The sequence below is a fragment of the Bacillus alkalisoli genome (assembly GCF_002797415.1).
Taxonomy (GTDB): domain Bacteria; phylum Bacillota; class Bacilli; order Bacillales; family Bacillaceae_I; genus Bacillus_CD; species Bacillus_CD alkalisoli.
This window is the reverse complement of the sequence record NZ_KZ454944.1, coordinates 2,258,136-2,280,649: the sequence shown is the minus strand read 5'-3', so window position 1 is coordinate 2,280,649 and position 22,514 is coordinate 2,258,136. Positions and strand designations below refer to the sequence as shown.

The window sequence follows — 22,514 nt, the reverse complement described above, 5'->3', positions numbered from 1 at the left end:
GTGATAATTAAGAGGAGGAACTATTAAAATGTCAAAGTACAGCAGAGAAGATATTGTTCGCATTGTGGAAGAGGAAAATGTAAAGTATATTCGTTTACAATTTACGGATATTTTAGGAACAATTAAAAATGTTGAAATTCCTGTAAGTCAATTAGAAAAAGCGTTAGATAACAAAATGATGTTTGACGGATCTTCTATAGAAGGTTTCGTACGTATTGAAGAATCAGACATGTATTTATACCCTGACTTAAATACATTTGTAGTGTTCCCTTGGACATCAGAAAAAGGTAAAGTTGCTCGATTCATTTGTGACATCTACAATCCAGATGGAACTCCATTTGATGGAGACCCACGTGCAAACTTAAAACGTATGTTAAAAGAAATGGAAGACTTAGGTTTCACTGATTTCAATTTAGGACCTGAGCCAGAATTCTTCTTATTTAAATTAGACGAAAAAGGCGAACCAACATTAGAGCTAAACGATAAAGGTGGATATTTTGACTTAGCTCCGACTGATTTAGGTGAAAATTGTCGACGTGACATCGTATTAGAGCTTGAAGAAATGGGCTTTGAAATTGAAGCTTCTCACCATGAGGTTGCACCAGGTCAACATGAAATCGACTTTAAATATGCAGATGCTATTACAGCATGTGACTACATCCAAACATTTAAGTTAGTTGTAAAAACAATTGCGCGTAAGCATGGATTACATGCGACATTCATGCCGAAACCACTTTTCGGTGTTAACGGATCAGGTATGCACTGTAACGTTTCATTATTCAAAAATGGCGTAAATGCATTCTATGACGAACAAGCGGATCAAGGTTTAAGTGAAACAGCTCGTCAATTTATTGCTGGAATTATAAAGCACGCTCCAAACTTTACAGCAGTAACAAATCCGACAGTAAACTCATACAAGCGTCTAGTACCAGGTTACGAAGCACCTTGTTATGTTGCTTGGTCTGCTCGTAACCGTAGTCCATTAATTCGTATTCCAGCTTCTCGTGGAGTAAGTACTCGTGTTGAGATTCGTAGTGTAGATCCAGCAGCAAACCCATATTTAGCGATGGCAGTATTACTTGCTGCAGGACTTGATGGAGTGAAAAACGGTTTAACTCCTCCAAAACCAGTAGATCGTAACATTTATGTAATGAACAAAGAAGAGCGTTTAGCAGAAGGTATCGTTGACCTGCCAGCTACACTTGCTCAAGCATTAGACTTATTAAAGCAAGATGAAGTAATTCAAGGTGCATTAGGCGAACATTTACTAGAGCACTTTATTGAAGCAAAAGAAATTGAGTGGGATATGTTCCGCACGCAAGTTCACCCATGGGAGCGCGACCAATATATGACTCAGTACTAATAAATGCAACCCCTCGATACCGATTGGTGTCGAGGGGTTTTCTTTATTGGAACAACAGGTCTAGTTGTTTATGGAATTTCTTCTTTCTCTCTTTTACTCTTTTATTATGAAAATTTATAAGTTTGTCCTGAATTTATTATAAGTGTTATGTTAAATCTTTTTGCTAACATGGGATTTTTCCTATTCAAAATATATTAAAGTTTACTAATGAATATAGAAAATCCTAGCTGTTGCTTTCCGTGCAAGGTGCAGACTCCAGCGGGAGAAGCGGGAGACGGGAGCCTCCACAGACGCTATGCGTCGAGGAGGCTCCCGACCCGCCCGCGGAAAGCGGAGCCTTGCACGGAAAGCAACAGCGGCAATTAAGAGAGTTGATTATTCTACATTAAAATTTCATGTGAATTTCATCTTAATTCTACAAATTATCTCAAAATAATGTATAATCAGATTTATATATACGAAAAAGGGGATTACTTAACTATGAAAAAATGGTTCTTACTATTCATTATTAGTATGTTAGCTGCAATGACAGTTGCATGTTCGAATGACAATAACGAGAAAGCAACAGATAATGAGAAGCCGGATATCTCTGATGAAAACAAAAGTGACACAGAAGAAGAGGATGGTGATTGGGTAACTCCTATAGGTGAGCCAATCATTACAGATGGTGGTACATTTATCATCCATGCAAGAAATGGTAATGTGGAATCTGCTAAGACAGGAGATGTAGAAGTAGAATTTTATCAAGTAGCTGCAATGAGTGGAGAACTTGAAGGCGAATTTGCTGAATATGTAGGCGAAGAAGCAATTGAATATATCCAAGTAGACCTTATCGTTAATAATTTATCTGATGAGAAGCTATTATTTCTAGTAGATAATATGTCGATTGAGACAAGCGATGGACAAGTAATTGAAAACGCAAACCCAATTTTTAGTAATGAGTTTGGTGATACGCTTGACGGAAAAGAAGAGAAGAAAGGTTCTTTGTTTTTCTTCTTAGATACAAGTGCTAGTGAAGTAGAATGGGTAGAAATAAAAATCCCAGCTGTGCAAAATGAAAACAAAGATACAATTGGTGAAGAAATTAGAGTTCGTGCAAACTTTTAATAGAATCTATGTAAAAAGCTGTCCAATTTTAACTGTTGGATAGCTTTTTATGTTTAACATTTTTAGTAGGGGGTATATAGTATAGAAAGGTATAGGGAGGCGACGAATATGAAAATGAAGCCAGTAAAATCAATCATTGCAATAGGAGTCGGATTAGGAGCAACGAGTATTGGTATTTTGTCTAGTGAAAAAGCTAGAACAAGAGTAGCTAACTATACAACTTTCTTAAGAAATAAATTGTTACCATTAAAGTATAAGAAGACAACTTTCCCCTTAAAGAAAGCAGGCAATCCACATCCGGATGACTTTGCTGATAACAACATGGTAAGTGAAGGAGCTATGTACTCCGTTAAATATTACAATAAGAAAATGCAGTAATAAAAGTAGCCTCTAACAACGAGTGTTAGAGGCTTTTCCTTTGTATTAAAGTAAAAAAGCCTGCTATGCAGGCTGATGTATTAATGGACGTTTCTATAAACGCCAATAACTTTTCCTAGAATAGTTACATTTCTAACAATGATAGGTTCTAAAGAAGAATTTTCAGGTTGTAAACGAATATAATCTCGCTCTTTAAAAAAACGTTTTACAGTAGCTTCGTCTTCTTCTGTCATTGCAACCACAATATCACCATTATTTGCCGATTGTTGTTGGCGAACGATTACTAAGTCTCCATCAAGAATTCCTGCTTCGATCATACTGTCGCCCATGACTTCTAACATAAACACTAGTTCGTCAGGTGAAACGTAGCGTTCTGGTAGTGGAAAATAATCTTCTATATTTTCTACAGCAGTAATAGGTTGTCCAGCAGTTACTTTTCCGATTATAGGAACTTGTACTACATTTATTTTTGGAATATCTTGTTCGAAGCTTATAACCTCAATTGCTCTTGGTTTGGTTGGATCACGTCTAATTAACCCTTTGCTTTCAAGTCGAGCTAAATGACCGTGTACAGTTGAACTAGAAGCGAGGCCAACAGCTTCACCGATTTCTCGAACGGAAGGTGGATAGCCTTTTACTTGTACTTCGCTCTTAATGAAATCTAAAATATCTTGCTGTCTTTTTGATAGTTTCATAAGTATGCACCTCGTTTTCTCTCGTATTATTATGAATATTATACCATGTAGAAGAACAAAATACAAACATAAGTTCGAACATCTACTTGACAAGAATATACGTTCTACTCATAATGATTTAATAAAAAGTGGTTGGTGATTATCGTGAGAGGGATTATTTATTGTAGAGTTAGTACAAAAAAAGATACACAAGAAACATCGTTAATTCGTCAAAAGGAAGAATTAACTACATTGGCACAAAATTATAAAATTAACGTAGTTCATGTTATTGAAGAACAAGCAAGTGGGTATGAAATTGATAGAGATGGTATTTTTCAACTAATGGACTTTTTAGCGAAAGAAAAAATAGATGTATTACTTGTACAAGACGAGACACGACTTGGCAGAGGAAAAGCTAAAATAGCATTATTGCATTTACTTAATAAACATAATGTACATATATACTCTATTGTTGATAGTGGAAAATTAACTTTATCTGAATCGGATTCAATGGTATTAGATATTGTATCAATAGTAGAAGAATACCAACGAAAGCTTCACAACTTGAAAATTAAAAGAGGAATGAAGAAAGCAATAAAAGAAGGGTATAACCCTTTGGAGAACTTGAAAAATATTGATAAAAGCCCTGGGCGAGAAAGAACAGAAATACCTGTAGAAGAGATTGTTAGACTTCGAAGCAATAAATTAACGTTTGCTGAAATTGCTGCCACATTAAGGGGTCTTGGATTCAATGTTTCCAAAGCAACTGTTCACAGAAGGTACATAGAATATATGAAGGAAAAGGAGTCTTCACTTGTAAAAAATGATACGCTTTAGTAAGATAAATGCATATTCTTAGTATGAAAAGGAGTACCTCCATGCTTTCAAAAGAAAAAATTGCCCGCATTAATGCCCTATCAAATAAATCCAAGTCGGTAGGTTTAACAGATGCAGAAGCACAAGAACAAAAAAATCTAAGAGAAGAATACATAAAAACATTTCGTTCATCCATGGTAAATACCCTTCATTCTGTTAAAGTGGTTGATCCAAACGGAAATGATGTTACACCGAAAAAACTAAAAGATGAACAAAATAAACGACTACATTAACAACTGTTTTCTTGAAAAATGGAACATACTAAACAGTAGTTCTGAAAATATATAGGAGTTGAAATAAATGACAACAAATATTGATCAATTATCCATTAATACTATACGTAATCTTTCTATTGATGCAATCGAAAAAGCAAATTCAGGACACCCAGGTATGCCGATGGGCGCAGCACCAATGGGATATACGTTATTTACAAAATTTATGAACCACAACCCCAAAAACCCTACTTGGTTTAACCGTGACAGATTTGTTTTATCAGCAGGTCACGGATCTATGCTTTTATATAGCTTATTGCATTTAAGTGGTTATGACTTATCAATGGAAGATATAAAAGACTTCCGCCAATGGGGGAGTAAAACACCAGGTCACCCCGAATTTGGACATACAGCTGGGGTTGATGCGACAACTGGCCCACTTGGTCAAGGTATCGCTATGGCTGTAGGTATGGCAATGGCAGAAAGACATTTAGCAGATACATATAATAAAGATGGATTCAATGTTGTCGATCATTTTACATACAGTATTTGTGGAGATGGAGATTTAATGGAAGGTGTTTCTGCTGAGGCAGCATCATTAGCAGCGCACCTAAAATTAGGTCGTCTTGTTGTACTATATGATTCGAATGACATTTCTTTAGATGGTGACTTAGATCGTTCTTTCTCAGAAAGTGTAGAAGGGAGATTTAAAGCTTACGGATGGCAATACGCTCGTGTAGAAGATGGAAATAACATTGAAGAAATTTCCGCAGCTGTTGCAGAAGCACAGACAGATCTAAATCGCCCTACATTAATTGAAGTAAAGACGGTTATTGGATACGGATCACCAAATATGTCTGGTAAATCAGATGTTCACGGTAAGCCATTAGGAAAAGATGAAATTCATTTAACTAGAGAATACTACAAATGGGCTTATGAAAATGACTTCCATGTACCAGAAGAGGTATATACGAATTTCAAAAAGTCTGTAACGGAAAAAGGTCAACAAGTAGAAGAAAAATGGTCTGCGATGTTCAATGAGTATAAATCAAAATTTCCTGAATTAGGAGAGCAATTACAATTAGCGATGGAAGGGAAATTACCGGAAGGTTGGGATAAAGATATTCCTGTCTATGACGAAGGTAAGAGTCTTGCATCCCGTGCTTCATCTGGAGAAGTTTTAAATGCAATAGCTCAAAATACTCGCCAAATAATTGGTGGATCTGCTGACTTAGCTGGTTCTAACAATACAATGATTAAAGGTGATAAAGACTTCACACCTGAAGATTATAGCGGTCGTAACATATGGTTTGGTGTGCGTGAATTTGCAATGGGTGCAGCAATGAACGGTATGGCTCTTCACGGTGGTGTGAAAGTATTCGGTGGTACATTCTTTGTATTCTCTGATTACTTACGTCCGGCAATTCGTTTAGCAGCACTTCAAAACCTGCCAGTAACATTTGTGTTTACTCATGACAGTATTGCTGTTGGGGAAGATGGGCCAACACATGAGCCAATTGAGCAACTACCATCCTTACGTTGTATGCCCAACTTATGTGTCATTCGACCAGCGGATGGTAATGAAACAGCAGCAGCTTGGAAGATAGCAATGCAATCAGAAAAAACACCTACAACATTAGTGTTAACACGCCAAAACTTACCTACTATTAAAGGTACTGCAGAAACTGCATATGAAGGGGTAAATAAAGGAGCGTACATTATTTCTAAAGGTGAAAAAGAAACACCTGATGCGCTAATTTTAGCTACTGGTTCTGAAGTAGGGTTAGCAGTAGAAGCCCAAAAAGCTTTATCAACAGAAGGTATTGATGTTTCTGTTGTAAGTATGCCTTCATGGGATCGCTTTGAGAAGCAAACGGATGAGTATAAGCAATCCGTTCTACCAAAAACGGTTAAAAAACGTCTTGCTATTGAAATGGCAAATCCATTAGGTTGGGAAAGATATACGGGAGATGAGGGAGACATCATTGGTATTCATACATTTGGTGCTTCTGCTCCTGGTAATAAAATCATGGAAGAATACGGATTTACAGTTGAAAATGTAGTAGCAAAAGTGAAAAAGTTATTATAATAGTAGAAAAACCGTCAATCGATTGAATGGCGGTTTTTTTCATGTTTATATGTAGATTTTCCTATTCGACAAAAATAGAATATATCTTTACCACGAAATGACAAACGTCGTTACTAGATATTTCTATAATAGAAGATAAGAGTTCGTGGTAGGAGGAGTTCTATGCGACATTATCATATCTATTTAATAGAAGAAGAAGTAGCGAAACAATATTACGGAAAAGAAGTTAAGATATATCAACTTTTTCAAGAGTTTGATCAAAATAAAAGACTGAAGCCAATAATAACGAAGCAAATCGACTTTATTACACAAACAATTCCTACTTTTAAGATTCAGAAAGTTATGGAGTCTACTTTAAAAAATAGAAAAGATTATGAAGGACACATGTACAAGCATTCTATTTGGTTGCCGAATAGTAGATCTGCTGCTAGTATTTCTATTTTTGAAAATTTTATAGAGTTAACGGCAACTGGTTCTTTTGAGGCGGAAACGATTTTCTTTGAAATATTAAGAAAAGAAAATCCTTTTTACCTTGCTATTGATTTAAAAGCGGAGAGGTTTGGGTGGCTTTTTCCTATCAAACAAAGGAAATTTGTATAATATTTAGAAGAAAATTAAAAGAGAATGTTGTATAATTACCTTTGGTTTAGTAAACTACATTAGTAGATACGTTTTAAGGAGGAAATAGTAAGATGGAACTATGGCTCGCGATTTCATTAATAGTAGTAGCTCTTCTAGCAGGAGTTGCACTAGGATTTTTCATCGCTCGTAAATACATGATGAGCTACTTAAAGAAAAATCCACCAATTAACGAACAAATGTTAAAAGTGATGATGATGCAAATGGGAATGAAACCTTCTCAGAAAAAAATCACACAAATGATGAAAGCAATGAACAACCAAATGAAATAATAAAGAGACAAGCACTCATTGTTATGGGTGCTTTTTCTATTGTTTAGGAAATTCCAATTAATTTTACTACGCATTCCTTCATTTCAATCATAAAACTCTTCCTAAAAATTAGAAAATTTGCTAAACTGAAAAAGTTAAAAAAAGAAAAGAGACAGCTGGGGGATAGTCAATGAGTATATTTAAAGATCTTTGGTGGTTCTTTAAACAAGAAAAAAAAGCGTACATACCTGGAGTAATCTTACTTGCATTTGTTGCAATGCTTGAATTAGTACCTCCTTTTATTGTAGGAAGAACAGTGGACTATATTGCAAATGGGGAATTAACGAGGGAGTTAATTTTGCAATTGATGGTCGTCTTACTCGTAACTGCAATCATCGTATATATACTGCGCTATTTATGGAGAATCATGATTTTTGGTGCCTCTGTTCGTCTAGGAAGGTTATTAAGAAACCAACTATACGAACATTTCACTAAAATGTCTCCTAGGTTTTATCAGAAGAAAAGAGTCGGGGATTTAATGGCCCATTCTACTAATGATTTGCAGGCAGTTCAACAAACAGCAGGTGCTGGAGTACTAACATTAGTGGACTCCCTAATGACTGGTGGTTTTGTTTTAATTGCAATGGCAACGACAATAAGTTGGAAATTAACGTTAATTTGTTTAATTCCGATGCCATTTATGGCTCTTTCCACAAACTATTATGGGACGTTATTACACAAAACATTCCATAAAGCTCAAGCGGCTTTTTCTTCTTTAAATGATAAAGTTCAAGAAAGTGTTAATGGAATAAAAGTGATTAAAACGTTTGGTCAAGAAAAAGAAGATATTCAAGAATTTGAAAAGCAATCAGAAGATGTTGTGAAGAAAAATGTAACAGTCGCTAAAATTGATTCTTTATTTGACCCTACAATTGGGTTTATTGTTGGTGTTTCATTCTTTCTTGCCGTCTCTTTTGGTGGGTATTATGTTGTACAAGGAGAGCTATCGATAGGTCAGTTAATTGCATTTACTACTTACCTTGGCTTGCTAATTTGGCCAATGCTTGCATTTGGCTGGTTGTTTAATATTGTAGAACGTGGACGTGCATCATATGATCGTGTAACGAACCTTCTAAAAGAAGAAGTAGATATTCAAGACAAGTCAGAAGCTATAGCTACAGTCCCTAGTGGAGATGTAACATATAACATTAAAGAATTTACGTATCCAACAGAAGCTGAAAGTGTTCTAAGAGATATAACTTTCTCCTTACCACAAGGTGGGACACTTGGGGTTGTTGGAAAGACTGGTAGCGGGAAAACAAGTCTATTAAAATTGTTAATTCGTGAATTTGACCTTTCACATGGCTCGATTTCCATAGGACATCGTTCCATTAACGAATATCAAATTGAGTATTTACGAAAAGCAATCGGATACGTTCCTCAAGATCATTTCTTATTTTCAGCGACGATTGCGGACAACATTGCATTCTCATGTCCAGAAGCTTCATTTGAAGATATAGTACATGCTGCAAAACTAGCAAACATTCATGATGATATTATCCAATTCACACACGGGTATGACACCGTTGTTGGTGAAAGAGGAGTTTCATTATCAGGTGGTCAAAAGCAACGAATTTCCATTGCTCGTTCGTTAATTATGGATCCTGAAATATTAATACTAGATGATTCTCTCTCAGCAGTAGATGCGAAGACGGAAGAAAACATATTACATGCCCTAAAAGAAAACCGACAAGGGAAAACAACCATTATTACTTCTCATCGATTAAGTGCTATTCAACATGCCAATATTATCATTGTCATGGAGAGTGGAACAATTGTACAAAAAGGTACACATGAAGAGTTAATGGAAGAAGAAGGCTGGTATAGAGAAATGTATCACCGTCAGCAGCTGGAATCCCTTGTAGAGCATGGAGGGTAAATAGATGAATATTCAAACACAAACAATCACAGCAAAAGAACAAAGAACCGTATTAAAAAGGTTATTATCCTATGCAGGAAAGTATAAAAAAGAATTTATTTTTGCGTTTATTCTACTCATCTTCGCAACAATCGGTGAGATAATTGGCCCATATTTAGTTAAAGTATTTATTGATGATTATTTAACACCTAACTCATTTGAAATGGGACCTATTACAACCCTCGCAGCACTTTATGTAGGGATACTAATCGTAAAAACTATATTAACTTATTTTCAACTTTTAAAGTTTCAAGAGATTTCTTTAAAAATTATTCAAGATTTACGTATTGATGTTTTCTCGAAAGTTCAAAAGCTTGGATTGAAATTTTTCGATAAAACTCCTGGTGGAAGTATTGTGTCGAGAGTTACGAACGATACTGAAGCAATTAAAGATATGTTTGTAAGTGTTATTTCTACTTTTGTGCAAAATGGTGTCTTTTTAGTCGGTATCTTTATTGCCATGTTCCTTTTAAACGTACAGTTAGCACTATTTTGTTTACTAATTATCCCTATTATCTTTGGGATCATGGCAACATACCGCCACTTTAGCTCTCGTTTTTATGCAGATATGAGGGAAAGATTAAGTCAATTAAATGCGAAGTTAAATGAAAGTTTACAGGGTATGTCGATCATTCAAGTGTTTAGACAGGAACGCCGATTACGAAAAGAATTTAGTGACATAAATGATGCTCACTATAAAGCTGGAATGAAAAATATAAAATTAGATGGATTGTTACTTCGCCCAGCCATCGATCTAGTTTATGTGTTCTCCTTAATATTAGTTTTAAGTTATTTTGGAATAGCTTCTTTAGGTAGTGAAATCGAAATAGGGGTTTTATATGCGTTTGTTAACTATTTAGGAAGATTTTTCGAACCTGTCAATCAAATGATGATGAGACTTTCTATGTACCAACAGGCAATCGTTTCTGCATCTCGTGTGTTTACTTTATTAGATGAAAAAGAGTTAGCTCCGGTTGCTCAAAGTAATAATAGTCATATGGTATCTAAAGGGGAAATTGAATTTAAAAATGTTACATTCTCGTATGATGGATCAAGAGATGTGTTAAAAAATATTTCTTTCACTGCAAAACAAGGAGAAACAATTGCTCTAGTTGGTCATACAGGTAGTGGGAAAAGCTCGATTATTAATTTACTCATGAGGTTTTATGCTATTGAAAAAGGCGATATATTAATAGACGGTGTATCTATTAAAGAGTATAACGATGATGAACTTCGTAAAAAAATGGGGTTAGTACTTCAAGATCCGTTTCTTTTCTATGGAACAATTAATCATAACATTCGACTGCATAATGAGGAAATTACGGATGAAGAAATTGTGGAAGCATCGGAGTTTGTTCAAGCAAATCATTTTATTGAGAGATTGCCAGATAAGTATGAACAGTTAGTGGTAGAACGCGGGTCCACCTTCTCAAGTGGGCAAAGACAGCTTGTTGCATTTGCAAGAACAATTGCCACAAAACCGAAAATTCTCGTACTAGACGAGGCTACTGCCAATATTGATACAGAAACAGAAGAAGCAATTCAAGTTGCGCTAGAGAAAATGAGAAAAGGTAGAACCACAATTGCCATTGCACATCGATTATCTACAATCCAAGATGCAGACCAAATATTTGTGCTTCATCAAGGAGAAATTGTAGAAAGAGGTACACATCAACAATTAATAAGTCAAGAAGGCTTGTATCAAAAAATGTATCTACTACAAAACGGAACGGCAAACAAGTTAGAAGATGTTGTAACGAATAATTAAAAAAAAAGGGCTGTCCAGAAAGAATTTTCTGAACAGCCCCTTTGTTAGTAATATTGTTATTAATAAGCCGTGCCGGTGGTGTGGACGCTTTCCGCAGGGGAGGCAGTGAGCCTCCTCGAGCCCTTTGGCTCTGCGGGGTCTCACCAGCCTACCCTATCCCGCAGGACAAGGAAGGCTACGGGAGCAAAACATCGCACGAAGAAAATGCGGAAGCATTTTCGAGGAGTCGTCCACACCACCGGCACTTTGTATACATTTTGATCTCGTATTCAGTCTTTCAATGTCTTTTCATTTTTAGATTTATTCTATTAATTAGAGAAATTCATTTCATTATATTTGTTCATTAGAGTGTCTAGTTCTTGGCTTATTTGTAACGTTTTGGAGGAGGATAAGCCAGTTTTGGCAACTATTTCTAATAGTTCCGTTCGTTTGTTTTCGATGAGTTTTAGAATGTCTTGTTTTGTAATAGTTGTCAAAGTAAATGCCTCTCTCTCATCAATCATTATGTATGATAATTATACATAGTAATGGTAATTAATTCAAAGGAAAAATGTTGGAAATCACCTTTTTTTATAATGTCATTATTTCGTCATAGTTTTAATAGACTTGTTAGTATGTATCGCACTACTTCTTTTGTTATGATAATAATAGTATAAATATAATAGTATATTGAGAAGTATGAATGTAAAGGAGTGGTTTTTGCGTGACTGGAGAGGTTTTTACGGATTTAAATGTTTTCCTTGCGTTTGGTGCAGGATTTTTATCGTTTATTTCGCCTTGTACACTACCAATTTATCCGGCGTTTCTTTCATATATTACGGGAATGTCAGTGGGAGAATTAAAATCTGAAAAAGGAATGATGCAAAGACGAAGTATATTACATACTCTGTTTTTCCTTTTAGGATTCTGTATTATTTTTATTGCAATAGGATTTAGTACTACTTTTATCGGTGGATTTTTTATTAAGTATCAAGATTTATTAAGGCAATTAGGAGCCATACTAATTATCTTTTTTGGATTTGTCATTTTAGGAGTATTTCAGCCGAAGTTTTTAATGCAAGATAAAAAGCTAGCCTTTAAAAATCGTCCTTCTGGATACTTCGGGAGTACAGTGATTGGTTTAGCGTTTGCTGCTGGATGGACACCATGTTCGGGGCCAATTTTAGGTGCAGTTATTGGTCTAGCCGCAACGAATCCTAATTCTGCTATGATCTATATGGTTGCATATGCACTTGGATTCTCTATTCCTTTCTTTATATTAAGTTTCTTTATCGGCAGAATGGGCTGGGTTAAGAGTAACTATGCTAAAATAATGAAGATTGGTGGGTCCTTAATGATTGCTGTAGGAATTCTACTTTTCTTTGATTTAATGACAAAAATCATTGAAGTGTTCTCACGTCTAACGGGCGGATTTACAGGGTTTTAACAAAACTTATACACTTTTTTATTGCTTACTAGTATAAAAAGAGATAAAGTTATGATTAGAAAATATTTCTTTTATTGGAACTATGTGAGGAGGGACTTCTACGTGGCTAACATATTAGTGGTGGATGACGCGAAATTTATGAGAGTTACTTTGTCTAGTATATTTAACAACGCCAACCACAATGTTGTCGGAGAAGGACAAAATGGTAAAGAAGCGATCGAACTTTATCGTGAGTTGGCACCTGATCTTGTTACGATGGATATAACAATGCCAGAAATGAATGGTATTGATGCAGTAAAAGAGATTGTAAAAGAATATCCACATGCAAAAATTATCATGTGTTCGGCAATGGGACAACAAAAATTAATAGTAGAAGCAATAGAAGCTGGTGCAAAAGATTTTATCGTAAAACCTTTTGATGAAAGCAGGGTATTAGAGGCAGTTGAGAGAGTGTTAAATTAAAAATTACATTAAAATACCATTTGAGTCATTTACTTAAATGGTATTTTTAATTTTGCTTAATTTAGGTATAATAATAGGGAGCAAATGAATTGAGGATGATGGTGATGGTAACAACAACTGTATTAAGTACGATAGCAGCGGTCATTATGGCTTTGGCCGTAATTTTTATTAGAATGAAAGCTGCAAAGAAACCTGCAACAGCTAGAAAAATAATACTTCCACCAATCTTTATGAGTACGGGAGCATTGATGTTTTTAGTCCCGCAATTTCAAGTTTCTTGGCTACAAGTAATAGAAGCGTTAGCAGTAGGGGCTATATTTTCTATCTTTTTAGTAAAAACGTCAAAATTTGAAATAAAAGGTCAAGATATTTTTCTAAAGAGATCGAAAGCTTTTGCCTTCATTTTGTTAGGTTTATTAGCTATCCGAATCGTATTGAAGCTTGTCCTAAGTACGCATATTGATTTTGGAGAATTAACGGGAATGTTTTGGCTATTAGCATTTGGTATGATTGTGCCGTGGCGAATTGCGATGTATATGCAATATAAAAAATTAGCCACTCATTTATCAGATCCAGATTTTAAAAATACGGTTAAAGTGTAAAAGGTCTATCACATTGGATAGACCTTTTACTTTTACTTATCTTTAAAATAGATGTTGATAGGGTTTCACATCGATTTGTTGTTCTTTTAATTTCTTTAGAAGGAACTTGTGATCCCGCTTTGGTGTAGCAAGAATGTAACCTCTTACTACATGTTCTTTTGTTATTTTTTCCGCTTTTTCGTTGTATGCTAGTTCGCCAATTTTACCTGCTATTTTTTGTCTAGCTATATCTCTAAACAATTCAGGAACAGGATTTACTAGTTCTTCTAGTAAAAGTTTTAACTCTTCAGGCCATAAATGGCGTGTTTTTTGTAAATAAAAATCTTGCCAATCTAGTTCTGACTTCCCATCTTCTTTCGGAAGTCGTTTTAAAAACTTGCGGAACATGAAAAATCCACCGATTGTTAAAAGACCAATCATTGTTACTACCCAAAAAAGGATAAACCACATAAAAAAACCGGATAACATCATACAGAATTACCTCCGAACAAACTTCTTATCTAAAACTACTATGTAGTATGTGAATAGTATAGTATGGTAACTTAAGAAATAGAGACAAGTGTCTTACTTTCTTATTAAACTATTTTACATTATACTATTATACATAAAACTATACGACTTGCACTATTAAATCGATTCATAAAATTTAAGGAGGGATACATGATGAGGAAAATTGGAGCACTTATAGGAAATATGGGAAATATGGAAGTTTTGTCATCACACGTATGCCCAAAATGTAATAGAGAAGTAAGAAGAGTAAAAATGCAAATAATTGGTGGAGAAAATAAAGGACAATGGCAAGTAATGGAGAACGAATGTGATTGCCGTCTTGCAAAAGAGACGATGGAAGCAGAAAAAAGAAGAAAACACCGTTTCTTTGAACAGTTTTGTATTATACCTGAAGAGTTAGGATCCGCTACATTTGAAAACTTTAAAATTGAATACGAAAGTCAAGCAGAAGCGCTTGAAAGAACGATTGATTATATAGATCGTTTTACTGGAAAAGAAAACTTATATTATTTCGGAAGAACTGGTAGAGGAAAAACGCATTTAGCAGTTGGATTATATAAAGTTTTAACAAATAGCGGTTTTACGGTTATGTTTTTTGATGTTCCCAAGTTAATGGATACAATCGTTGCCTCATGGGATAATGATGCAGGATATTCAGAGAGTAAGTTTATGAAAGCTGTATCAGAAGCGGATGTACTTATTCTAGATGATTTAGGTGTAGAAAGGATCAGTGAATGGGTAGACCAAACACTATATTCCATTTTAAACAGAAGACAAGGGAAAAGTGTGATCTTTACTTCTAACATACACCCAGCAGACTTAACGAAAAGATACGGAGAACGTATTGCCGATCGTATAAAAAATAAAATGAAGCAAGATCAACTAATTTCTATTAGTATTCCAGAGAGTTACCGTACACAAGATTTAACAATGTACAAAGAATAAAAAAGCGCCCTATTCTTTTAAAAAGAGTAGGGTGTTTTGTATGTAAAAAGTTGGCGGGACTGCGTGGGAATCGAACCCACCTGAGACGACACGCGCCTCACAAGTAGTTTTGAAGACTAAGACGAGCACCAGCTTCGTAATCAGCCCCAAGTTATCTGAACCTATTTTAAAGTATAATTCATCATACTTCAAGGGATTTGATTTTTATACTAGGTTCTAAATTGGTATAATAGCAATATTAGAATTTATACGGAGTGAAAAATCATTGGATTTATATTGTATTAAACATAAAAAACAATTAGTAGAAAAACTAAACAATAAAAACGAAATAGTGTCTTACTGTGTGTACTGTGATTATGAGAAAGAGTATATAACCCTATCTGATAAATACGACAAAGAAGAAAATATATTAAATATACAAAATAAGAAAAGTAGAAAGCTATTAGGTAAAGTCTCAGCAACAATTTTATTAATCTTTCTCTTAAACCTTGTATTACACTGGTTCTTGTCAATCGTAATAGGATTATTTGTCTTAAATCTCATCCTTTTTCGAAATGTTACAAAGCTTAAAGCCAAGCCTTCAAAAGAACTTATTCAAGCTAAAAAGTTAAACGAAAGTAGTATTTTTGCCAATAATGTGGAACAAAAAAAGCGTCAGTGGAAAAAAGACTATTTGCAAGAAAATAAAGGTGAGAAGCTAAATGTGGAAAAATGGAATAAGCACTTAAGGCAATTTTATAAGCGTGACTAGTGAATCACCTATACAGGCAAACCAAGTTGTACATATCGTATAGAAAGCGATGTGAAGGGGTGAATTACTATGGAATGTTTTATACACAATGTAACAATTGAGAGTGTTTCAGGAGGTATCGTTAATTTCGGAAATATTTTTAACGCGTCACCTGCGTCTGTTGAAAAAGCGATTACAGGTTCTGGTAGTGCTAATAGTGGAGATTACGTGACAACCAATACAAAAGTAAGCAAAGTAAACGTCTGTTGTAAAAAAAGAGGAAGATGGGAGATTCAAAGTTCTGGAGGGGAAGCGAATAGTGGATAAACAATATACGGTTGGTATTGCTGGGCATATCGACCATGGTAAGACAAGCTTAGTGAAAAAATTAACAGGCATTGATACAGATAGATTGAAAGAAGAAAAAGAACGGCAAATCTCAATTGAACTTGGATTTGCTCCATTAGCCCTTAAAGAGCTGGGGACGGTTTCCATTATTGATGTACCTGGACATGAACGTTTTATTAGACAAATGATAGCCGGGGTATCAGGTATTGACTTAGTTATTCTAGTTGTAGCGGCCGACGAAGGAGTTATGCCACAAACGAGAGAACATTTACAAATTTTAAAGTTTTTAGAAGTACCAAAAGGAATTATTGCTATTACTAAAATAGACAAAGTCGAAAAAGAATTCTTGCAGCTAGTAAAAGAAGAAATTTTGGAAGAATTAGAAGGTACAATTTTCCAGCGGGCGAAAGTACATTATGTAAACAATAATAATGGAGAAGGATTGGATGATCTAACAGAAACGATTGCTACTACTCTTCAAAAAATAAAAGAAAAAGATACAAGCGGTAACTTTCGATTGCCAATCGACCAAGTATTTACGTTGAAAGGGCAAGGAACAATTGTAAGAGGAACCATTGTAGAAGGGGCCGTTTCAGAAGGTGATACGATAGAAATACTTCCAGCAAAAATTGAAACGAAAGTTAGACAATTGCAAGTACATAACACTCGGGAAAGTGTTGCCGTTGCCGGACAACGAGTTGCCATAAACTTGCCCAATTTATCAACTGAACTTGTACGAAGAGGCGACGTACTTTCACATAAAGGAGATTACAAGGCATCTACTGTATTAGATGTATCTCTCCAGTTTGTCCCTTCACTAAAATTAGATTTAAAGCAAAGATCACCAATAAGAGTATATATTGGCACTAGAGAAGTAGATGGGAAAATAGTTTTCTTTGATAGGAATACTTTAACAAGAACGAATGATGAAGTAATTTGTCAAGTAAGATTAGAAGAAGAAGTTGTCGCAAAAAGAGGGGACAAGTTAATCATACGTAGGCCGTCTCCTTCCGAAACAATAGGTGGAGGATGGATCATTAATCCTAATGGTGATAAGTATAAATTCGGTAATGAAACTATACATAAATTAGAAAGAATGAAAGAGGGCACAATACCTGAACGTGTAAAAGAAAATATGGGGCCCGAATCAACTATTACATTAGAAAAATTGACACAAAAAGTTGGTCTAGGAGAAGATGAGATTTATCAACAAGTCGTGAGCGGAGATTTAATTAAAATAACTCCAACTATATATACAACAAATGAAATGGTTAACAAAAAAACAATAGAATTAAAGTATGAGTTGTCCAATTTTCATTTGAATAATCCTTTGAAAGAAGGAATTCAAAAAGCGGAATTAACATCTCTGTTTCAAAAAAGTTTATCCCAAGATTTATTTCATTATTTATTCGAGAAGTTATTTACAAACGGTATGATTCAAAAAGTTGGAACAATTATTGCTTTAACTGGATTTCGTCCTAGCTTACCTCCAAAATGGGAAAAACGTTTAATGCAAGTTTATAAAGGGTTAGAAAGAGATGGAATCAGAGTAGACACATATGATTCATATGTAAAAGAAGCTGGAATTCCAGAAAGCATTGCAATGGATTACAAATATTATCTACTTCATCAAAAGATCGGATATGAATTAGATAATAAGCATATTATTTTAAAATTGTCCATCGATAAATCTCTAGATTTACTTATGGATAAAACGGGTGATAATTTCACTGTGAATGAAGCGAAAGCTATCCTAGACCTTTCAAGAAAATATGTTATTCCGTACTTAGAACTTTTAGATAGATTAACATACACAGAGCGAAATGATAGTACACGTACGTGGATAAAAAATAAGCAGCACGGAACAAGTTAATGCTCTGTGCTGTTTTTGTATACATTAATCAATTTCATAATTACGGTTCGTTTAGTGAAAAACAAATTATTTATCTTATATAAGTACATATCGTTCGTATTTTATGTGTTTTCACAAGGGGCATAGAGTCTTATGATTCGTTTTTCGTGTACTAATCATACTTTATGAAACGAACTCACATATATCATTTTTGCAGTAGACTCTTTAACCTCGCCGATTATGGAAGCATACATATTACCTGCTTTTTGAAGTATATCTACATACTCTTTTGCGGCAGTTTTATTCATACTAATTAGTAACCCTCCAGATGTAATGGCATCACATAAGATAAGCTGATCGGTAATGGTTAATGTACTTTCATAGAAAATAAAATCCTGAAGCCATTCCCAATTCGCTTTCGTTCCTCCAGGGATGATTCCTTCGTCTGCTAAAAGTTTAGTTCCACCAAGGATAGGTACTTGATCTATATTAATATGTATACTTACATTGCTACCTTCTGCCATTTCTTTGGTGTGACCAAGTAAACCAAAACCTGTCACATCTGTTACGGCAGATGGAGAATACTCTTTCAAATGTTCGGCAGCAGTTTTGTTAAGAGTAGCCATGATACTTGTAACTTCATTCATCTGGTTTTCGCTCACTTTGTTTCGTTTTATTCCGGTAGTAATAATACCAACCCCAATAGGCTTTGTTAAGACTAAAACATCACCAGGAGCTGCCCCTTTATTTTTCCAAAGCTTAGCTGGATGAGCAAAACCCGTTACACTTAAGCCGAATTTTGGTTCTTGATCATCAATGGAGTGCCCACCGATAATGACGGCTCCTGCTTCTTTCACTTTGTCGTAAGCACCAGCTAATATTTTGTTTAATATTTCAGGTCCTAACTTCTTTATAGGATAGCCAACAATATTTAATGCTGTTTTAGGCTCTCCACCCATTGCATATACATCGCTTAATGCATTTGCAGCAGCGATTTGCCCAAACATATATGGATCATCTACTATAGGTGTAAAATAATCAACTGTTTGGATAATCGCAAGCTCATCAGAGATTCTGTAAACACCTGCATCATCTGACGTTTCATATCCTACTAAAACATTATCATCATGTAAATTGGAAGGTAAACCACGCAAAACTTGCGTGAGGTCACTCGGACCAAGCTTACATCCTCAGCCAGCTTTTGATGATAAAGAAGTTAATTTCACTTTTTCTTGTTCACTCATTGCGCTCACCTCACTTATGCTTATGAATAGTATATAAGAGAGGTACCTTCATTTCCAACTTAAACCCGTGATAAAATTCAAACTTTTGCGAAAAACTACTATTTGTACTAAAATGTGTACAAGCCTTCAAAAGAAAAGGCTAATACGAAAAAAATTTTAGGAGGATATTATTATGACTTCTTATAAAGTTTCTGTTGAATTTTGCATGCAGTGAAACTACGCACCAAAAGCCGCGAGTTTCGCGGAACAGTTGTTTAGTCATTTCAGACACAATATTACTTCACTTGAATTAGTCCCAAGTTCGGGAGGAGCGTTTGAAGTAATCGTTAACGACACAAAGATTTACTCAAAACTTGAAACAGGCGTTTTTCCTAAAGCTGAAGAAATCATTACGCAAATGGAAGTTAAGTAGCAAAGGGAGGAGACTAGTCTCTTCTCTTTTTTGTTATAATGAAAATTATAGATGAAACTCGAGTGGACAAGGTGAGGATAAATGAAGCAAAATTTACGTTTAATTCCTGCTATACATGAATTACAAAAAAATAAACAGTTCAATACATTTATAGAAAAATACTCATTCTCAGAAGAATTATTAACTAATTTACTTAGAAAAGCTGTTAACGAAATAAGACAAGAAATACTATCTACTGAAGAGAAAGCGACTGTCGATTTGGAAAATGAAATTTGGCACCGTCTAGAAACTAAATGCGAGCGAAGAAAAGAATTTTATTTACGAAAAGTAATTAATGGTACTGGTACCATATTACATACCAATTTAGGAAGAGCTCGCCTAAGTGACAAGGCAATAGAACGTGTTTTAGAAGTGGCAAAAGGGTATTCCAATTTGGAGTTTAACAACTCAACAGGAAAAAGAGGGTCCCGTCACGATATTTTAGAAAGTATGCTAACAGAACTAACAGGTTCTGAAGCGGCTATGGTTGTAAATAATAATGCGGCTGCTGTTTACTTAATCTTAAAAGCATTAGCGAAAGAAAAAGAAGTAATTGTATCAAGAGGGCAACTTGTGGAGATTGGCGGTTCGTTTCGCATTTCTTCCATCATGGAAGAAAGCGGAGCAAAACTAGTTGAGGTCGGTACAACAAACAAAACGCATTTATATGATTATGAACATGCACTAAATGAAAATACTGCCATGATTTTAAAAGTGCATACAAGCAATTTTAAAACAATAGGTTTTACTAAAACAGTAGGAACTAATGAGCTCGTAGCTCTAAAGATGATAAAAGAAGATGTAGTCATATACGAAGACCTTGGTAGTGGAGTTTTAGTCGATTTAATGGGCAAAGGAATTGGGGAAGAGCCAGTTGTAAAAGAAGTTACAGCACAAGGTGTAGATCTTGTATCTTTCTCTGGAGATAAGCTATTAGGTGGTCCACAAGCAGGAATAATTGTCGGAAAGAAAAACTACATAGACTTGTTGAAGAAACATCAATTAGCAAGAGTGTTACGGGTAGATAAGATGAGTATTGCTGCTCTAGAAGGGACATTGATGGCTTATTTTACTGATGAAGAAAAAGAAATACCAACGATTCGTGACATTTTACAACCAATTGAACACATACATCAAAAAACAGAATATGCAAAGAATGAATTAGAAAAACTACTTCCAGCGTTTTCATTACAACTTTGTGAAGATGTGTCGTATATAGGTGGGGGAACAATGCCGGAAGTGAATTTACCAACAACGATATTAAAAATAACACCACCCGAAACTATATCTGTAAATAGTGTGGTAGAACGCCTTCGTTTTGGTACCCCTTCTGTTGTTGTAAGACAAAAAGACAATCGGATTATTGTCGATTTTCGTACGATAACAGAAGAGGAAGTGAATGAAGTTTGTTCAGCGTTAATGCATGTATTAGGCGAAGAATTGTAGTGGAAATGACCTCGCCTTACAAATGTAAATTACATATCGTGATTTGATTTTGATTTTTGCCTTGTATGGTTACGGTTTTTCACTTTATGTGAACCACTTAAAGGTTCAGGTTGTCCAGGATTGTTACCTTTAGGAGCATTTTTTCTCATATCTTTTCCGTCATTCTTATTCATATACCACCCTCCTTTTACAATGTTAGTTTGAGGATTTGTTAGGTTAAATATTCTAGATAAAAGAGCATAGTTTTTCCTTTTTTGGTTACGATATGAAGAGCAAATTTTATTACAAAAAAGGAGACATCATCATGCCTTATCATAAAGATAAACAACAAGCTTTCCAAGCGGCGCAACAAGGAACAGAGCAAGCACGAGATGTGTACAGTCAAATTGTAAAAAATGACCCTGATTATGGTCAGCATTTAAAAAGATTGCAAAATGAAGTAGATGAAGCTTTAAATCAAATACAAAATGCGCTTGAAGTTGCTTCTGAGACGCAACGCCCTCAACTTCAACAATTTCAACAAGATTTAACTTCTATGATCCAAAATGCTGATTATGATGTAACTGAATAAACAGCAGAAGGCCAACATCTAAAAGGTGTTGGCCTTCGTTATGATTCCTTACTGGTTCTTTTTACGTTTTTTATTGTTCTGCTTTTGAGCTTCTGTTAAAGGTTCGTTTGAAAATTCTTCGTTATAACCTGTTCCTTTTCCTTGCGCTTTTGCTGCATTCATTCCTTCAATCACGTGGTTTGCTTTTCTTTTACCCATAATATAATGCCTCCCTAAATTCTTTTTTGGCTGTGTGTAATAACACCGCTGTTGATTTCCGCGCATGTCTCCGCTTTCCGCGGGCGGGCCGGGAGCCTCCTCGGCTTCGCCTGTGGGGTCTTCCCGCTCCCCGCTTCTCCCGCAGGACAAGGAAGGCTTCCAAGCGATGCATCGCACGAAGGAAATGCATATGCATTTTCGAAGAGTCTACGACATGCGCTCCAATCAACAGCTAGACATTTATCAAAATCAACACTTTTTTTAACATAGCCATTACTTCCGACAAATTAACGGAAGTAAGATTAGGATGCGCTTTTTAAGGGGAATGATGTATAAGTTAAATTATCCGAAATATAAGTGTAACTTATGTAATTTAATAACTTTATTGATATTT

Annotated in this window: 26 protein-coding genes and 1 tRNA gene; 20 read left to right on the top strand and 7 right to left on the bottom strand. The window is 35.1% G+C overall.

What is annotated here, in order from left to right:
- Positions 1-28 precede the first annotated feature (28 nt).
- From glnA to CDZ89_RS11320, 3 genes are all read left to right on the top strand, one after another.
- Positions 29-1,363: a type I glutamate--ammonia ligase gene (gene glnA, locus CDZ89_RS11330; RefSeq protein WP_096154554.1), complete on the top strand. Its 1,335-nt coding sequence runs from the start codon at positions 29-31 to the stop codon at positions 1,361-1,363.
- A gap of 480 nt (positions 1,364-1,843) precedes the next feature.
- Positions 1,844-2,470, top strand: coding sequence for a hypothetical protein (locus CDZ89_RS11325; protein ID WP_096154553.1), 627 nt, complete (start codon positions 1,844-1,846; stop codon positions 2,468-2,470).
- A 108-nt stretch (positions 2,471-2,578) separates the two neighbouring features.
- Positions 2,579-2,848, top strand: a complete 270-nt coding sequence (locus CDZ89_RS11320; protein WP_096154552.1) for a hypothetical protein — start codon at positions 2,579-2,581, stop codon at positions 2,846-2,848.
- An 80-nt stretch (positions 2,849-2,928) separates the two neighbouring features.
- Here the strand turns inward: CDZ89_RS11320 and lexA are convergent, their stop codons facing one another.
- Positions 2,929-3,543 (bottom strand): transcriptional repressor LexA, encoded by a 615-nt coding sequence (gene lexA / locus CDZ89_RS11315; RefSeq protein ID WP_096154551.1) that lies wholly within the window; start codon positions 3,541-3,543, stop codon positions 2,929-2,931.
- A 144-nt stretch (positions 3,544-3,687) separates the two neighbouring features.
- Between lexA and CDZ89_RS11310 the strand changes: the two genes are divergently transcribed.
- The 7 genes from CDZ89_RS11310 (at position 3,688) to CDZ89_RS11280 (ending at position 11,335) form a co-directional block, all read left to right on the top strand.
- Positions 3,688-4,359 carry a YneB family resolvase-like protein gene (locus tag CDZ89_RS11310; protein ID WP_096154550.1) on the top strand — a complete coding sequence of 224 codons (672 nt, stop codon included), beginning with the start codon at positions 3,688-3,690 and terminating at the stop codon, positions 4,357-4,359.
- Positions 4,360-4,400: 41 nt separating this feature from the next.
- Positions 4,401-4,631, top strand: coding sequence for a DUF896 domain-containing protein (locus CDZ89_RS11305; RefSeq protein WP_096154549.1), 231 nt, complete (start codon positions 4,401-4,403; stop codon positions 4,629-4,631).
- 67 nt (positions 4,632-4,698) lie between these two features.
- Positions 4,699-6,699: a transketolase gene (gene tkt, locus CDZ89_RS11300; protein ID WP_100333719.1), complete on the top strand. Its 2,001-nt coding sequence runs from the start codon at positions 4,699-4,701 to the stop codon at positions 6,697-6,699.
- A 162-nt stretch (positions 6,700-6,861) separates the two neighbouring features.
- On the top strand, positions 6,862-7,299 hold the full coding sequence (sirA, locus tag CDZ89_RS11295) for a sporulation inhibitor of replication protein SirA (RefSeq protein WP_096154547.1): 438 nt from the start codon (positions 6,862-6,864) through the stop codon (positions 7,297-7,299).
- A 92-nt stretch (positions 7,300-7,391) separates the two neighbouring features.
- Positions 7,392-7,610 carry a YneF family protein gene (locus tag CDZ89_RS11290; protein ID WP_096154546.1) on the top strand — a complete coding sequence of 73 codons (219 nt, stop codon included), beginning with the start codon at positions 7,392-7,394 and terminating at the stop codon, positions 7,608-7,610.
- Positions 7,611-7,779: 169 nt separating this feature from the next.
- The gene (locus CDZ89_RS11285) at positions 7,780-9,528 is read left to right on the top strand and encodes an ABC transporter transmembrane domain-containing protein (protein ID WP_096154545.1); all 1,749 of its coding nucleotides are present in this window, start codon (positions 7,780-7,782) and stop codon (positions 9,526-9,528) included.
- Between the two features lie 4 nt (positions 9,529-9,532).
- A complete protein-coding gene (locus tag CDZ89_RS11280; protein ID WP_100333718.1) occupies positions 9,533-11,335 on the top strand; it encodes an ABC transporter ATP-binding protein in 1,803 nt (600 codons plus the stop codon).
- Between the two features lie 308 nt (positions 11,336-11,643).
- Here the strand turns inward: CDZ89_RS11280 and CDZ89_RS11275 are convergent, their stop codons facing one another.
- Entirely contained in the window at positions 11,644-11,811 is a 168-nt protein-coding gene (locus CDZ89_RS11275; RefSeq protein WP_406564889.1) for an aspartyl-phosphate phosphatase Spo0E family protein, read from the bottom strand.
- A 227-nt stretch (positions 11,812-12,038) separates the two neighbouring features.
- On the opposite strand from CDZ89_RS11275, the gene CDZ89_RS11270 reads away from it, so the two are divergent.
- The 3 genes from CDZ89_RS11270 to CDZ89_RS11260 all read left to right on the top strand — a co-directional run bounded on the left by CDZ89_RS11270 (position 12,039) and on the right by CDZ89_RS11260 (position 13,825).
- Entirely contained in the window at positions 12,039-12,761 is a 723-nt protein-coding gene (locus tag CDZ89_RS11270) for a cytochrome c biogenesis CcdA family protein (protein ID WP_096154543.1), read from the top strand.
- 102 nt (positions 12,762-12,863) lie between these two features.
- A complete protein-coding gene (locus CDZ89_RS11265; RefSeq protein ID WP_096154542.1) occupies positions 12,864-13,223 on the top strand; it encodes a response regulator in 360 nt (119 codons plus the stop codon).
- 98 nt (positions 13,224-13,321) lie between these two features.
- A complete protein-coding gene (locus CDZ89_RS11260) occupies positions 13,322-13,825 on the top strand; it encodes a CcdC family protein (RefSeq protein ID WP_406564924.1) in 504 nt (167 codons plus the stop codon).
- A 42-nt stretch (positions 13,826-13,867) separates the two neighbouring features.
- On the opposite strand, the gene CDZ89_RS11255 is transcribed toward CDZ89_RS11260, so the two are convergent.
- Entirely contained in the window at positions 13,868-14,293 is a 426-nt protein-coding gene (locus CDZ89_RS11255; RefSeq protein ID WP_096156942.1) for a DUF2621 family protein, read from the bottom strand.
- 192 nt (positions 14,294-14,485) lie between these two features.
- Between CDZ89_RS11255 and CDZ89_RS11250 the strand changes: the two genes are divergently transcribed.
- Complete coding sequence (locus tag CDZ89_RS11250; protein ID WP_096154541.1) at positions 14,486-15,280, top strand: ATP-binding protein; 795 nt, start codon at positions 14,486-14,488, stop codon at positions 15,278-15,280.
- A 51-nt stretch (positions 15,281-15,331) separates the two neighbouring features.
- Here the strand turns inward: CDZ89_RS11250 and CDZ89_RS19695 are convergent.
- Positions 15,332-15,428, bottom strand: a tRNA-Sec gene (locus tag CDZ89_RS19695).
- A gap of 117 nt (positions 15,429-15,545) precedes the next feature.
- Here CDZ89_RS19695 and CDZ89_RS11245 point away from each other — a divergent pair.
- The 3 genes from CDZ89_RS11245 (at position 15,546) to selB (ending at position 18,231) form a co-directional block, all read left to right on the top strand.
- Positions 15,546-16,031 (top strand): hypothetical protein, encoded by a 486-nt coding sequence (locus tag CDZ89_RS11245; protein WP_100333717.1) that lies wholly within the window; start codon positions 15,546-15,548, stop codon positions 16,029-16,031.
- Positions 16,032-16,100: 69 nt separating this feature from the next.
- The gene (locus CDZ89_RS11240) at positions 16,101-16,337 is read left to right on the top strand and encodes a spore germination protein (RefSeq protein WP_100333716.1); all 237 of its coding nucleotides are present in this window, start codon (positions 16,101-16,103) and stop codon (positions 16,335-16,337) included.
- Positions 16,330-18,231 (top strand): selenocysteine-specific translation elongation factor, encoded by a 1,902-nt coding sequence (gene selB, locus CDZ89_RS11235; RefSeq protein WP_157842727.1) that lies wholly within the window; start codon positions 16,330-16,332, stop codon positions 18,229-18,231. The genes CDZ89_RS11240 and selB overlap by 8 nt, the downstream gene beginning before the upstream one ends.
- A 155-nt stretch (positions 18,232-18,386) precedes the next feature.
- Here the strand turns inward: selB and selD are convergent, their stop codons facing one another.
- Entirely contained in the window at positions 18,387-19,454 is a 1,068-nt protein-coding gene (gene selD / locus CDZ89_RS11230; RefSeq protein ID WP_096154537.1) for a selenide, water dikinase SelD, read from the bottom strand.
- Between the two features lie 172 nt (positions 19,455-19,626).
- Here selD and CDZ89_RS20530 point away from each other — a divergent pair, with 172 nt between their 5' ends.
- Both CDZ89_RS20530 and selA read left to right on the top strand, forming a co-directional pair.
- Complete coding sequence (locus CDZ89_RS20530) at positions 19,627-19,866, top strand: Rdx family protein (protein ID WP_369679945.1); 240 nt, start codon at positions 19,627-19,629, stop codon at positions 19,864-19,866.
- Between the two features lie 81 nt (positions 19,867-19,947).
- On the top strand, positions 19,948-21,351 hold the full coding sequence (gene selA / locus CDZ89_RS11220; RefSeq protein ID WP_096154535.1) for an L-seryl-tRNA(Sec) selenium transferase: 1,404 nt from the start codon (positions 19,948-19,950) through the stop codon (positions 21,349-21,351).
- Between the two features lie 29 nt (positions 21,352-21,380).
- Here the strand turns inward: selA and CDZ89_RS11215 are convergent, their stop codons facing one another.
- Positions 21,381-21,524 carry a small acid-soluble spore protein P gene (locus CDZ89_RS11215; protein WP_096154534.1) on the bottom strand — a complete coding sequence of 48 codons (144 nt, stop codon included), beginning with the start codon at positions 21,522-21,524 and terminating at the stop codon, positions 21,381-21,383.
- Between the two features lie 131 nt (positions 21,525-21,655).
- Here CDZ89_RS11215 and CDZ89_RS11210 point away from each other — a divergent pair, with 131 nt between their 5' ends.
- Positions 21,656-21,922: a hypothetical protein gene (locus CDZ89_RS11210; RefSeq protein WP_096154533.1), complete on the top strand. Its 267-nt coding sequence runs from the start codon at positions 21,656-21,658 to the stop codon at positions 21,920-21,922.
- Between the two features lie 48 nt (positions 21,923-21,970).
- Here the strand turns inward: CDZ89_RS11210 and sspO are convergent, their stop codons facing one another.
- Entirely contained in the window at positions 21,971-22,120 is a 150-nt protein-coding gene (gene sspO / locus CDZ89_RS11205; protein WP_096154532.1) for a small acid-soluble spore protein O, read from the bottom strand.
- Positions 22,121-22,514 lie beyond the last annotated feature (394 nt).